The 12,674-nt window shown below is 72.6% G+C and carries 9 protein-coding genes; 4 read left to right on the top strand and 5 right to left on the bottom strand.

Features of this window, described 5'->3' with window-relative positions; translation table 11 throughout:
- Positions 1–345 precede the first annotated feature (345 nt).
- The 3 genes from ACZ53N_RS17670 to ACZ53N_RS17680 all read left to right on the top strand — a co-directional run bounded on the left by ACZ53N_RS17670 (position 346) and on the right by ACZ53N_RS17680 (position 2,899).
- Positions 346–1,008, top strand: a complete 663-nt coding sequence (locus tag ACZ53N_RS17670; RefSeq protein ID WP_469141736.1) for a response regulator — start codon at positions 346–348, stop codon at positions 1,006–1,008.
- Positions 1,009–1,315: 307 nt separating this feature from the next.
- Positions 1,316–1,804 (top strand): pyridoxamine 5'-phosphate oxidase family protein, encoded by a 489-nt coding sequence (locus ACZ53N_RS17675; RefSeq protein WP_469141737.1) that lies wholly within the window; start codon positions 1,316–1,318, stop codon positions 1,802–1,804.
- A 15-nt stretch (positions 1,805–1,819) separates the two neighbouring features.
- The gene (locus ACZ53N_RS17680; protein ID WP_469141738.1) at positions 1,820–2,899 is read left to right on the top strand and encodes a phosphotransferase; all 1,080 of its coding nucleotides are present in this window, start codon (positions 1,820–1,822) and stop codon (positions 2,897–2,899) included.
- Between the two features lie 148 nt (positions 2,900–3,047).
- On the opposite strand, the gene ACZ53N_RS17685 is transcribed toward ACZ53N_RS17680, so the two are convergent.
- Complete coding sequence (locus ACZ53N_RS17685) at positions 3,048–4,631, bottom strand: protein kinase domain-containing protein (RefSeq protein ID WP_469141739.1); 1,584 nt, start codon at positions 4,629–4,631, stop codon at positions 3,048–3,050.
- Positions 4,632–4,955: 324 nt separating this feature from the next.
- On the opposite strand from ACZ53N_RS17685, the gene ACZ53N_RS17690 reads away from it, so the two are divergent.
- Positions 4,956–6,641 carry a protein kinase domain-containing protein gene (locus ACZ53N_RS17690; RefSeq protein WP_469141740.1) on the top strand — a complete coding sequence of 562 codons (1,686 nt, stop codon included), beginning with the start codon at positions 4,956–4,958 and terminating at the stop codon, positions 6,639–6,641.
- Positions 6,642–6,771: 130 nt separating this feature from the next.
- Here the strand turns inward: ACZ53N_RS17690 and ACZ53N_RS17695 are convergent, their stop codons facing one another.
- The 4 genes from ACZ53N_RS17695 to ACZ53N_RS17710 form a co-directional block, all read right to left on the bottom strand.
- Positions 6,772–7,329: a bacterial proteasome activator family protein gene (locus tag ACZ53N_RS17695; RefSeq protein ID WP_469141741.1), complete on the bottom strand. Its 558-nt coding sequence runs from the start codon at positions 7,327–7,329 to the stop codon at positions 6,772–6,774.
- Between the two features lie 103 nt (positions 7,330–7,432).
- Positions 7,433–10,543 carry an FtsX-like permease family protein gene (locus ACZ53N_RS17700; RefSeq protein ID WP_469141742.1) on the bottom strand — a complete coding sequence of 1,037 codons (3,111 nt, stop codon included), beginning with the start codon at positions 10,541–10,543 and terminating at the stop codon, positions 7,433–7,435.
- On the bottom strand, positions 10,540–11,301 hold the full coding sequence (locus tag ACZ53N_RS17705) for an ABC transporter ATP-binding protein (RefSeq protein WP_469141743.1): 762 nt from the start codon (positions 11,299–11,301) through the stop codon (positions 10,540–10,542). Before ACZ53N_RS17705 ends, ACZ53N_RS17700 begins: the two co-directional genes overlap by 4 nt.
- Positions 11,302–11,620: 319 nt before the next feature.
- Complete coding sequence (locus ACZ53N_RS17710) at positions 11,621–12,310, bottom strand: hypothetical protein (protein ID WP_469141744.1); 690 nt, start codon at positions 12,308–12,310, stop codon at positions 11,621–11,623.
- Between the last annotated feature and the right edge of the window lie 364 nt (positions 12,311–12,674).

The following is a 12,674-nucleotide window of genomic DNA, read 5'->3' on the forward strand; positions in this document are numbered from 1 at the left end:
TCCGGCCCCCGGGGTCGCCGGCGGCCAGAGGGGGTCCCCCCGCCGTGAGACAGGGGGAGGCTCGCTCGATCCCCGACGGCACACGGGGTGGGTGTGCCGAGGCCGGAACCGGGCGTGACAGGCGCCCCGGCCAAAGGCCTGCAATAAGCACGTTACCCAGAAGGCCGCATTCCTGCGAAACCCCTACTGACCTGCGATTTTGCTTGGATTTCCAAGTAAATGCGCAAAGCGGGGTTCCGCTACTGGTCACAGCCTTGTGAGCACAGCCTTGCGAGCTGCCGGAACGACCGCACGTTATCCCGGAGGACAAGAGCAGGGGAAGAGTCGATGTGTGAGACTGATCGTGTGCCCGAACAACGAAAAATCACGGTATTTCTGCTCGACGACCATGAGGTCGTCCGTCGGGGCGTCCACGAGATGCTCTCCGCGGAGGAGGACATCGAGGTCGTGGGCGAGGCCGGAACGGTCGCCGACGCACTCGTGCGCATTCCCGCCACCAGGCCGGATGTGGCCGTTCTGGACGTTCGCCTTCCGGATGGCAGCGGAGTAGAAGTATGCCGCGAGATCCGTTCTCAGGACGAAAACATCAAATGTTTGATGCTCACGTCGTTCGCGGACGACGAAGCCCTGTTTGACGCGATCATGGCAGGTGCGTCGGGCTATGTCCTGAAAGCCATCCGGGGCAATGAACTGCTCTCGGCGGTGCGCGACGTGGCCGCCGGCAAATCCCTGCTGGACCCGGTGGCGACCGCCCGGGTACTGGAGCGGCTGCGCGACGGCAAGGACCCCAAGGGCGACGACCGGCTCGCGAACCTCACCGACCAGGAGCGCCGGATCCTGGACCTGATCGGCGAGGGCCTGACCAACCGCGTCATCGGCGAGCGGCTGCATCTCGCCGAGAAGACGATCAAGAACTACGTCTCCAGCCTGCTCTCCAAGCTGGGCATGGAGCGCCGCTCCCAGGCCGCCGCGTATGTCGCACGGCTCCAGGCGGAGAAGTCCCGCTGACGCCTCTCGCCTGGCCGGCGGTCCGTCGACTGCGGGCCGTCCTTGCCGCCTGCGGCGGCGGGCGCCCTGCGGGCGCGTCCTCAATCTCCCCCAGCTACCGCTGGGGGGACCCCCAGCGGGCTTGATGTGGCTGAGGCCGTCCGAATCAAGCCCGTCCGGCGTTTGAGGACAACCGTCGCGCAGCGGCGGTGCGTACGACGACCGCCGCCGGCCAGGCAAAACGCAGGGATTCGGGACCAACGTCCCGAAACGAAAGGGCCGGGTGTCCTCTTCCTTCGCACCGCTCTCAGCGGGCACAGTGGTGACCATGCTTTCCGAGCTTCCCCAGCCGTCCCCGGCCATCGCCCGCCCGGAGGCGACCGACGAGCGCCGAGCGCTCGATCTGCTCGCCCGCACGCCCTACGGCCGGGCCTCGGTCAGCATGCGCGCCCTCCCGTTCGTCACCGTCGCCCGCCACATCGTGGTCGACGCCCCCGCGTCGCCCTCGCCCCGCGTCCTGCTGCGACTGCACGGCGGCTTCGGCTACGCCCAGGCGTGCGACGGCAGCGTCGTCGCGTACAGCGCCGACAACCTCAGCGGTCGCGAAGAGGGCGACGAGGACGTGTGGACCGTCCAATTCGTGGGCATGGCACGGCTCTTCACCCCGAGCCCCGCCGAGACCGAGCTGTTCGGGCGCCCCCCGCGCACCGCGGACGGAGCCCCCTTCGATCCCGAATACCTGTGCATCGAACCGCAGTTCATCAGCCTGCATCACCTGGAAGGCGTCCCCGCGCGACAGTTCACGCACTCGCCGTGATCTAACATTTGACATGTGCCGCGCTCACTTGTCTCCCCTGTTCATGCCGGACCTGTTCACGCCGGAGCTCAGGGGCCCGACGGCGGCACCCTGCGCACCCTGCTGGGCCGCTACGGACTCGACGGTGAGCCCGTCTCCTGCGAACCGCTGACCGAGGGCCTCCTCAACCGCGGTTACCGCCTCTCCACCACCCGCGGCCGCTTCTTCCTCAAGCACCATCTCGACGGCGACCAGGCCGCCATCGCCCGCCAGCACCATGTGACGCTCCGGCTGGGCGCGCTCGGCCTGCCCGTCGCCCCTCCCGTCGCCGACGCCGAGGGCTCCACGGTCACCGTCCTCGGCGGCCGCTGCTATGCCCTGCACCCCTGGGTCGACGGCCGGCACCGCGACGGCGAGGAGCTCACCGCCGTCCAGTCCCGCCGCCTCGGCACCCTGCTGGGCCACGTCCACACGTGTCTGGAGCAGGTCATGGAGGGCCCGGAGGGGGCCTGTGATGGCTCCGGGCCCGCCCCGGACGCCGCAGCCGACCCCGAGGACACCTACACCCTCATCGAGGAGCTCCTGACGCTGGTCCGCCGCAAGGGCGGCCGCCCCCGCGACCCCTTCGACGAACTGGCCGAGCACCGCCTCGTCGAGCGCCGCGCCCTGCTGGAGGCGCACGCCCACCGCCGGCCGACCCCCTGCGCCACCCCCGCCCGGGGGTGGGTGCACGGCGACTTCCACCCGCTCAACCTGCTCTACCGGGGCGCCGAACCCGCCGCGATCGTCGACTGGGACCGCCTGGGCGTCCAGCCGCGCGCGGAGGAGGCCGTACGGGCCGCCGTGATCTTCTTCCTGCGCCCCGGCGGCACGCTGGACCTCGCGAAGGTACGCCCGTACGCGCGCGCGTACCGGGGCGCGACCGGCGCGAGCGAGGCCGAACTGGCCGCCGCCGTGCACCGGGTGTGGTGGGAGCGGCTCAACGACTTCTGGATGCTGCGCTGGCGCTATCAGCTCGGCGACCACCGCGCCGACCCCGGCTTCCCCGCGTCGGCGGCGCTGTCGGTGTGGTGGACGCGCGAGTACGAGGCCGTGCGCGAGGCTTTCACGGACTGAGCGGGGGCGGGTGAGGGTTTTTCCCGGCGCGCGGCGCGTAAGGCCCTCAGAAACGGCTACAGGCCCGTCCCGGGCCCGCTCCGGGTCCTTGGCGGACCGGGGGCGGGCCGGGACGGGCCCGGCCTCACTGCTTCTCGGCTGTCGTCACTCAGCCGGTGGCGCCCTGGACGGCGCCACCCTGCGTGCCGCCCGAATCGCCCGGGGGGTTCGTGGGCGGCTTGGGGTCGTCCGTCGGGCCCGTCGTCGGGTCCTGGGTGACCGGGGCCGTCGGCCCGGTCGTCGGGCCGGTCGTGGGCCCGGTCGTCGGGTCCTTGGTCGGGTCCTTGGTCGGGTGGTTGCCCGTGTCCCGGGTCCACTCCGGATCCGGCTCCTCCTCGCCCGTGTTGCCCGTGGTGCCGTTGGGCTCGGCGGAGGGCGAGTGCTTCTCGGGGCTCTTGGAGGTGCCGGGGCTCGGCGAGCTGGGTGCGGTGGTGGTCTTGTCCGGCTTCTTCTTCTGGGTGTCGCCGGACGACTTGTTGCCCTGGTTCACCGCGAAGACCACGCCCACCGCGATCGCTATCACCGCGAGGGCGGCGACCAGCCACATCTTGCCCTTGCCGCCGCCGTTGCGACCGCCGTGACCGCCGCCGTAGCCGTCGAAGCCGCCCTCGTCACCGCCGTTGCGGGACGGGACGATCGGCTGCTGCGAGGTGTCACCGTGCGGGGCGTGCGGCAGGGCGGTGGTGTTCGCCATGCCCATGGCCGTGGTGGCGGCACCGGTGTGCGCGACCGGGCCGGTGTTCCAGGCGCCCGTGTGGCTGCCGGACTCGTGCAGCATCTGCAGCGAGTACTGGACCAGACCGCGCATCTCCTCCGCGCTCTGGAACCGGTCGTCCGGGTCCTTGGCGAGGGAGCGCATGACGAGCCCGTCGAGCTCCGGCGGCACCGACTCCAGCACCTGCGACGGCGCCACGGGAGTGTCCTGGACGTGCTGGTAGACCACCGAGAGCGGGGTCTCGCCGGTGAAGGGCGGGCGCAGCGCGAGCAGTTCGTAGAGCAGACAGCCGGTGGCGTAGAGGTCCGAGCGGGCGTCGACGGTCTTGCCGAGGGCCTGTTCGGGGGAGAGGTACTGCGGGGTGCCCATGACCATGCCGGTCTGGGTCATGGTGGAGGCCGCGCCGTGCAGGGCGCGGGCGATGCCGAAGTCCATGACCTTGACGGCGCCGTTGTGCGTGATGATCACGTTGGCGGGCTTGATGTCACGGTGCACGATGCCGTGCTGGTGGCTGTAGGCCAGCGCCTCGAGCACGCCCGAGACGATGATCAGGGCCTGCTCGACCGGCGGCGCCTCGGCGCCGAGCAACAGGTCCCGGATAGTGCGGCCTTCAACCAACTCCATGACGATGTACGGCACGACGTTGCGGCCGACGTGGTCCTCGCCGGAGTCGTAGACGGCGACCACCGCGTGGTGGTTCAGACCGGCGACGGACTGCGCCTCGCGGGTGAAGCGCGCCTTGGACACCGGGTCCTCGGCGAGGTCCCCGCGCAGCAGCTTGACCGCGACGGTGCGTCCGAGGCGCACGTCCTCGGCGGCGAAGACCTCGGCCATGCCGCCGCGGCCGAGTCTGTGGGTGAGGCGGTAGCGTCCGTCGCCGACCAGGCCGCCATTGCCCCACATTTCAGGCACATCGGGCATACCGCCCCCGTTGGCGTCAGGGTCGGACGGACCCTGGGCGCTCTGCGTCTGTGCCATCAGTCCTCGCCGTCGTGTGTGGCCGCTTCGCGTGGGAGGCGAATGCGCGGGGAAACTCGATGAAAGCTGTCTTCCGCTAAGGCACGCTACAGGCTCCGCGAGGCGCGCCGGTCCGGGATGGACCGGCTATGAAACCTGTACAGGGCGAACCAAGGCAAATCTCGTGACGGCTTGTCGCGTATCCGGTCACGGAACGGGCACGTGGCTTGACGTGCCCGCGCCCTCGGGCAGACTTGGCCGAGATATGTCGATCAGGTGGACCGGTACGCCGGATCAGTACGCCAGTCAGTACGCCAGGCCGTGTGCCGAGGGGGAAGCAACACCATGAGCCAGGACGGCGCACAAGGCCGCTACACAGGACGTTCCGTCGGCGGCGGCCGCTACCAGCTGCGTGATCTGCTCGGCGAAGGCGGCATGGCCTCCGTGCACCTGGCCTATGACAGTGTCCTCGACCGTCAGGTCGCTATCAAGACCCTGCACACCGAACTGGGCCGTGAGGCGTCCTTCCGCGAGCGCTTCCGCCGCGAGGCGCAGTCCGTCGCCAAACTCACACACACGAACATCGTCTCGGTATTCGATACGGGCGAGGACGACCTCGACGGTTCGACCATGCCGTACATCGTCATGGAGTACGTCGAGGGCCAGCCGCTGCGGTCCGTGCTCGACGCGGACGTCCGTCAGTACGGCGCCATGCCCACCGAGAAGGCGCTGAAGATCACCGCCGATGTGCTGGCGGCGCTCGAGGTCAGCCACGAGATGGGCCTCGTCCACCGCGACATCAAGCCCGGCAACGTGATGATGACCAAGCGCAACGTGGTCAAGGTCATGGACTTCGGCATCGCGCGCGCCATGCAGTCCGGCGTCACCTCGATGACCCAGACCGGCATGGTCGTCGGCACCCCGCAGTACCTCTCCCCCGAGCAGGCCCTCGGCCGCGGCGTCGACGCCCGCTCCGACCTGTACTCGACGGGCATCATGCTCTTCGAGCTGCTGACCGGTCGGCTGCCCTTCGACGCGGACTCCCCGCTGGCCATCGCCTACGCGCATGTCCAGGAGGAGCCGGTCGCGCCGTCGACCATCAACAGCTCGATCCCGCCGGCCGTCGACGCCCTCGTCGCCCGGGCGTTGAAGAAGAACCCGAACGAGCGCTTCCCCAGCGCCGAGTCCATGCGGGACGAGTGCGCGCGCGTGGCCGGCACGGCGCACGCCGCGCCCTCGCCGATCATCATCTCGGGCGGCCCGCCGGCGCGCAGCGGCGCGGGCGTCGGCTCGGCCGTCTTCCCGCCCGTCGACCAGCAGGCCGCGGCGCCCGGTCCGCAGGGCGTGCAGACGCCCTACCAGCCGACCGCGCACAGCCCGTACAACAGCTACGGCCCGGCGACCCCGGCACCGGCCAACCAGGGCTACCCGACCCCGGCCCAGTCCTACCAGCAGTCCGGCCCGGGCCCGCACACCCCGCCGCCGTACACGATCAACCCGTCCCCGGCCCCGTCCTCGCACGGCGGCGGTACGGGCGGCAGCGGCGGCAAGAGCAACAAGGGCGTGCTCATCGGCTCGGGCGTCGTCGCGGTCCTCGCCGTCATCGGCGTGATCGCCGCCATCGCGCTGAACGGCAAGGACACGAAGGACGAGGCCGGGCAGAGCACGGCCTCGCAGTCGCCCGCGGCGGGCACGACGACGGGCGGCGGCACCGGTGGCACCGTGCCGCAGAGCAGCCACAAGGACGGCGACAAGTCCAAGACCATCGCCCCGGAGAAGTGCAGCAAGGCCTACGACGTCTACAACGACAAGACGAAGAAGTCCGCGCCCGACTTCAAGTACATCTACATCGACTCGGTGAAGGAGTGCCTCCAGGCCGCCGGCTGGAAGTACCGGGTCGACGTCCAGGCCGAGAACACCTGGGGCAAGGGCACGGTGCTCAACCAGGTGCCGGCCGCGGGCGACCCGTTCGACCCGAAGTCGCCGAGCGCGCAGTTCGTGCTCACCGTCTCGACGGGCGACCCCTCGTAGGACCCGGTAGGACCCGGTTAGGACCCGCACACGCGCGTGCCCGGTGCGTCTCGCGAGACGCACCGGGCACGAACCGCTCTGCGATCTCCGGTAGAATCTATCGGCTGACGGGACTTACCGTCTGACGGCCTTACAGATACGGACCGGAGCGGGCGCCGCCGTGGTGGCCCTCGTCGTCGTCCTCACCCATCACACCGGGCGGCAGGGCCCTGCGCATCTGCTCCAACTGGGCGCGTGCCGCCATCTGCTGGGCGAACAGCGCCGTCTGGATGCCGTGGAAAAGACCCTCCAGCCAGCCGACCAACTGCGCCTGCGCGATGCGCAGTTCCGCCTCGGTCGGAATGGCGTCGTCGGTGAACGGGAGCGACAGGCGCTCCAGCTCCTCCACCAACTCCGGCGCCAGGCCGTCCTCCAGCTCCTTGACGGAGCTGTGGTGGATGTCCTTGAGCCGGACCCGGCTCGCCTCGTCCAGAGGAGCTGCCCGGACCTCCTCCAGCAGCTGCTTGATCATGCTGCCGATGCGCATGACCTTCGCCGGCTGTTCGACCATCTCCGTCACCGGGACCTCGCGCGACTCGTCGTCACCCACCCCGCCGCCGGGGCTGGCGTTGCCGAGAGCCATGCCGTCCGGGCCTACGACCAGGACCTGGGGGCTCTCCTGCGACCGTTCATTCCTCGGCATCTCCATGCCGCCATTCTCTCGCACCCGTGGTTTCCCCCGGTTGATGCCCCCGTACACGCCTGATCCACCTTCCTCGCACGCCCCGGGTCGTACTCCGGCGCGCGGAGGCCTATCCCGCGCGCCGGGGCAGTGACGTCCGAGACCGCGTGGAACAGGCCGCGAGCAGGCCGGCGAGCACCGGGACACCCACCGCGAGCACCGTCAGCGTGGGCCAGGGCAGCTCGATCGGGGTATGGGCGGGGACCAGCGGATCCCGGCGCATGGCAGCCAGCGCGTCGCGCCCGTCGACCAGCCGCAGCGCCACGGCGGGCACCACTCCGGCGACCGAGCCCAACAGCACGCCGAGCCCCGCGACGCCCGCGCACTGGAAGCCGGCGAAGCCGCGCCGCACTCCCGGCGGCGCGCCCACCGCGCTGAGCGTGGTCAGATCGGCCTCCGCGTCCGCCTTGGCCAGACCGGTGGTGGCGACGGCGGCCCCTATGGTCACCAGGCCCGCGAAGACGGCGAGGGCCCTCAGGAAGAAGTCGTCCCCGTCGGTCTCGGGCCCGCGCTCGATGTAGAGGCTGGTCGCCGCGTCCCCCCGGTCGAGGACGGCGTTCGCCCGCTCCTCCTCGGCCTTGCCGGGGGTGTGGCGCACGGCGTAGAAGGACCCCGCCGGGGCGGTGTGCAGATTCAGCCGGTGTGCGAGGACGGCAGGCAGGATCAGCCGCACGCCGGGCGTGGCGGCATAGGCCTCGGGGGCGACATAGGCGTCGAGGAAGACCTTGCGGGACGGGTCGGGGGGCGCGGGGCGGGTGGGGGGCACAGGGCCCCTGTGGCCGGTGGTGGGGCTGTAGCCGCTGCCGGTGCCCCGGCCGCTCGGTCCAGGTGTGCCGGGAGTGCTGTGTGTGTCGGGAGGGCTGTAGGGGCTCGGGGTGCCGTGTGGGCCGGGGGTGCCGTGCGTGCCGGGGGTGCCGTGCGGGCCAGGGGTGCCGGCTGTCGTGAGCGGTTCACCGGTCGCGGTGATCTTCAGCTGGACGCGGCCGTCCTGCGCGTAGGCGCTGTTGAGCAGCACCGGTTTGCCCTCGGCCAGGGCCCGTTCGGCCGCCGGGTCGTGCAGCCCGACGTACGTGCGCAGCAACCGGGCGTCCCCGACCAGGACCTTCTCCCCGGCGTCGCCGATGGAGGAGAAGCCTCCGGCGTCCACGCACTCGGGGCCGCGCCGCAGCCGCCGGTGTTCGTCCGCGCTGAGGCGCTCGGCGAGGTCCCGGCCGGTCGGGCCCTCCAGCGGGCAGCGGTGGGTGTCGGGGCGGACGAGCTCGATCTCTCCGCAGTCGTCCCCGGAGGCGCGGGTGTAGCAGTCGGCGCCCGCCCAGACCCGGTCGACGTCGGCGCGCTCGCCGGTGACCGGAAGGGCGTGCTCCATGGCCCGGCGGAGGGCGGGCAGCGCCTTCTCCGGGTGACCGCCCTCGTTCGCGTACGAGTCGACCAGCAGCGCGACCGTGCCGGGCCGCAGCAGCGGCTCGTACCCGAAGCGGTCCTCGGCGATCAGGCTGACCGTGTACGTCGCCACCGCGACCGTCCCGGCCACCGCGGCGGTCACGGCGGCGACGGCGGGGGCGGTACGGCCGCGGTTGCGGGCCGCGTCGCGCAACGCGAACCGGGCGGCGAGCGGCAGCCGGCCGCCGAACCGGGCGCAGGCTCCGACCAGCACGGGGACACACGCCAGCATGCCGAGTTCGGCCACGACCGAGCCGACGGCGACGACCGCCCAGCCGCTGCCCGTCGCCCCGCCGACCAGGGCGAGGCCGCCGCCCAGCAGGATCGCCGCGAGGCCGAGGCACGGCAGCACCCGGGAGCCGTGGCGCACGCCGCGGCGGCCGGCCAGCGACTGGAGCACCGACTGGCGGCCCGCGACGAGCGCGGGGACGAGCGCGGCCAGCACGCCCGTGAGCACCCCGAGACCGACGATGGTCAGCAGGTGCGACGGCACGGCGGTGACGGGCCCGAAGCGCTGCCCGTCCCACTCCTCGAACACCGGTCGGCACAGCACGCTGAGCCCGAGCCCGAGGAGGACCCCGAGGACGGCGCCGGCGGTGCCGAGCACCAAGCCGCCCGCCAGCACCACCGCCCGTAGCTGCCCGCGGTCGGCGCCGCAGATGCCGATCAGCCCGAGCTGACGGCGGGCGCGGCGGGCCCCGACGGCGAAGGCCGGGCCCGCGAGCAGCACGATCTCCAGGACCGCCATCGCGGCGACGGTCGCGAGCGCCACGGTCGCCCGGCGGGAGCCCATGCCGGTGTCCGCGGCGGAGCCGGGACCGATGCCGACGCCCGGCGTCCGGGCGGCCGGCACGGCGGTGTCCGGCGGCGGGTCGCGCAGCACGGCGCGGGAGCGGACGAGTACGCCGCGCTCGTTGGCGGCCCGTACGTCCTGCCAGGTGACCCCGTCGCCCTTGGCTGCGACGTAGTACTCCTTGGGCATCGGATGCGGCGGCGCGGCCCGTTTGTCGCGCTCGGCCTGCACCCGCCACGGGTCGATCACGGCGTGCGGCCGGGCGATGAGGTACTCGCCGTTCAGCTCGCCCGGCAGCTCCACGGCGGCGGTGATCCGGAACTCCCTGGCCAGGCCCTTGATCCGGGTGTGCGAACCGACGTGCAGCCCGGAGGACTCCAGAAAGGCGGTGGTGGCGGCCAGCTCCTGGGGCTCGTCGGGCAGGAGACCGCGGCGGACGTCGACCTTGCCGCGCAGCAGGGCATCGGCGGCGGGCATCTCCCGGACGGTGACGCGCCGCAGCCCTTGGGTGGTGCGGACCAGCCCGTCGACGTCCTGGGAGGTGACGGTGCGGGTGCCCTTGGGGAGGAGGTCGGCGAGGACGGCCGCGACATCGACGGGCCGGCCCACGGCACCGTCGTTCTGCGTCTCGTCCGCGCTGCCGCGCGGTGTCCCCACACGGCTCGCGTCGGGCATCTGCACGATCGGCCCCGGGCCGTACCCGGCGTCGCTGAACTGCGCGTCCGCCGCACCCAGTTCCCGGGTGACCTCCTGCGCCCGGGACGGACCGGCGCTGTGGTACGTCACGTCCGCCACCGTCACGGCCAGCACCGGCAGTGCGATCATGACGACGACGAGCGCGCTGCGGGCCTTGGCGCGCAGCGCGTCACGACGGGCGATCCGCAGGGCCGCGCGCCAGGCGGGGACGCCCGTGACGCGCGGCACGCGTATGCCGGACACGCGCTTCACCGGGGTTCCTCGGCCGCGAGCTGCGCCTCGGCGCGCGCGGTCAGCGTCTGGTCGACCATCGTGCCGTCGCGCAGGAACACCACGCGGTCGGCCCAGGCCGCGTACCGCGGCTCGTGGGTGACCATCACGCCCGCCGCACCCGCGTCGCAGCGCGCCCGCAGCAGCGCGAGGATCGCCTCGCCGGTCCGGGAGTCCAGGGCCCCGGTCGGCTCGTCGGCGAGCACGAGGCGGCGGTCGCCCACGAGGGCGCGGGCGATGGCCACGCGCTGCTGCTGGCCGCCGGACATCTCGTCGGGGAAGCGTTTGGCGACACCGGTGAGGTCCAGCTCGGCCAGCGCGTCCATCGCCTCGGCGCGGGCCTTGCGGGTGGGCACGCCGTCCAGCTCACGGGGCAGGGCGATGTTCTCGGCGGCGGTCAGGGCGGGCACGAGGTTGTAGTCCTGGAACACATAGCCGATCGACCGGCGCCGCATGGCCGCCAACGCGCGGCGGTTCAGCTTCGCGATGTCCCGGCCCTCCACGATCACCTGCCCGGACGTGGGCGCGTCCAGCCCGCCCGCGAGCGTCAGCAGCGTCGATTTCCCGGATCCCGACGGGCCCATGACCGCCACCAGCTCCCCCGGCTGCACGGCCATGTCGATGCCGCACAGGGCGTGCACCTCGGCGGGCCCGGTGCCATGGGTGCGGGTCAGGTTCCTGAGCTCCAGCACGGGCCGCCCGGGCAGGGGTGTGCCGGCCTGCGGCGCTGAACCGGTCATGGTGCGGTGCTTCCCCTTGGGTGGGCCGGTCGGCGGGCCGTGGGAGCCCACGAGCGCGTACGGGTCGCGGCGGTAATCGCGGCGGTTATGTATACCTCCTGCACCCGTTCGGAGGACAGAACCGATGCAAGGCCCATGCGCAGCCCGGGTGTGCCGGGCGTCAGGCGTGAGCGCGTCGTGCGTCGGGCGCCTGTTCGTCGGACGTGAGCACGTCGTGCGTCAGGCGCACGTTTGTCGGACCTGAGCGCTCCGACCGCCGGGCGCGGGCGCTCCGCCCGTCAGGCGCGGGACGGGGATCAAACCTGGGGTTGGGACGGAGTCAGCCGCGGCGCAGCCGGAGGCCGAGGAACCCCAGGCCCAGGCCGGTGAGGGTCATGCCGGTACCGAGTGGCAGGACGCGCATGACCGGGTCGGCCGGCTCCTCGGCGCGCTCGGAGCCTGTGGCCTCCATGGCGTCGAAGGGGCCCGCACTCGGCTCGTACGTCCGTGGGGCGGGCCCGGGGGCGTACGGTTGCGCGGCTTCGAGGCGGACGCGGGGCGGCGGGGTGTTGAAGGGCGGCCTGGGCGCCGCGGCGGGCTCACGGCCCGTCCCCGGGCTCTCGGCGGGCGACTCCGAGGACGAGGGGGAGCCGGAGGGCTCGGCGGACGCGGCAGGGTTGTCGGCAGGGTTGTCGGCTGAGCTGCCGGCGGGGCTGTCGGCGGGGCTGTCGGCGGGCGAGGACGTGGCCCGGCCGGGGTGGGTGCGCCCCTCCCCGGCCGCGCTGCCGGCGAGCCGCTCGGTGAGCAGGGGGGACGACGGGGACACGGAGGGGAGCACGCGGAACGGGGCGAGGGGGGCGGAGGCGGGGGGCGCGGACGGCGGTTCGCTGGGGACGGCCCTTTCCTCGGCGTGCGCGCCGGGGGCTATGAGCAGAAGGGCCGTGCAGAGCAGTCCGGCTGCCGCTGCCGACCACCTGGCCTGTGCTCCGACCTGGATCGTCGTCTGTGTCCCGGCCTGTGTCCCGGACATCGTCCGCACTCCGCCACCCACGGCGCCACCTTTCGCAGGAGCCACCCCCTCCCGACACACCAAGACTCACACGCCCCCGGGTCCCCTGCCCGCTGAACAGCCAGGTGGGTGACATACGGCCGAATGGTTGACCGGCGGTGATGCGAGGGGGGTGAGTGTCGACGGTCTACGGGTGGGGTGGGAGAGGTGGCACAGGTGGGGCGAAACGGGTGCGGGGGGGGGGGGGGGGGGGGGGGGGGGCCCCCCCCCCCCCCCCCCCCCCCCCCCCCCGACGCCGTCGGGGTCCACGACCGCCGAACCGGGGGCCTACAAGGTCGAGGTCAAGATCGCAGGGGTTACCGAGACGGTGAACTTCACGCTGGAG

This window comes from Streptomyces sp. NPDC033229, assembly GCF_055576875.1.

Coding starts and splice junctions, on each gene's coding strand:
- ACZ53N_RS17675 (WP_469141737.1), top strand. CDS start 1,316: ATGCTTTCCGAGCTTCCCCAGCCGTCCCCGGCCATCGCCCGCCCGGAG.
- ACZ53N_RS17685 (WP_469141739.1), bottom strand. CDS start 4,631: ATGGCACAGACGCAGAGCGCCCAGGGTCCGTCCGACCCTGACGCCAAC.
- ACZ53N_RS17690 (WP_469141740.1), top strand. CDS start 4,956: ATGAGCCAGGACGGCGCACAAGGCCGCTACACAGGACGTTCCGTCGGC.
- ACZ53N_RS17695 (WP_469141741.1), bottom strand. CDS start 7,329: ATGGAGATGCCGAGGAATGAACGGTCGCAGGAGAGCCCCCAGGTCCTG.
- ACZ53N_RS17705 (WP_469141743.1), bottom strand. CDS start 11,301: ATGACCGGTTCAGCGCCGCAGGCCGGCACACCCCTGCCCGGGCGGCCC.
- ACZ53N_RS17710 (WP_469141744.1), bottom strand. CDS start 12,310: ATGTCCGGGACACAGGCCGGGACACAGACGACGATCCAGGTCGGAGCA.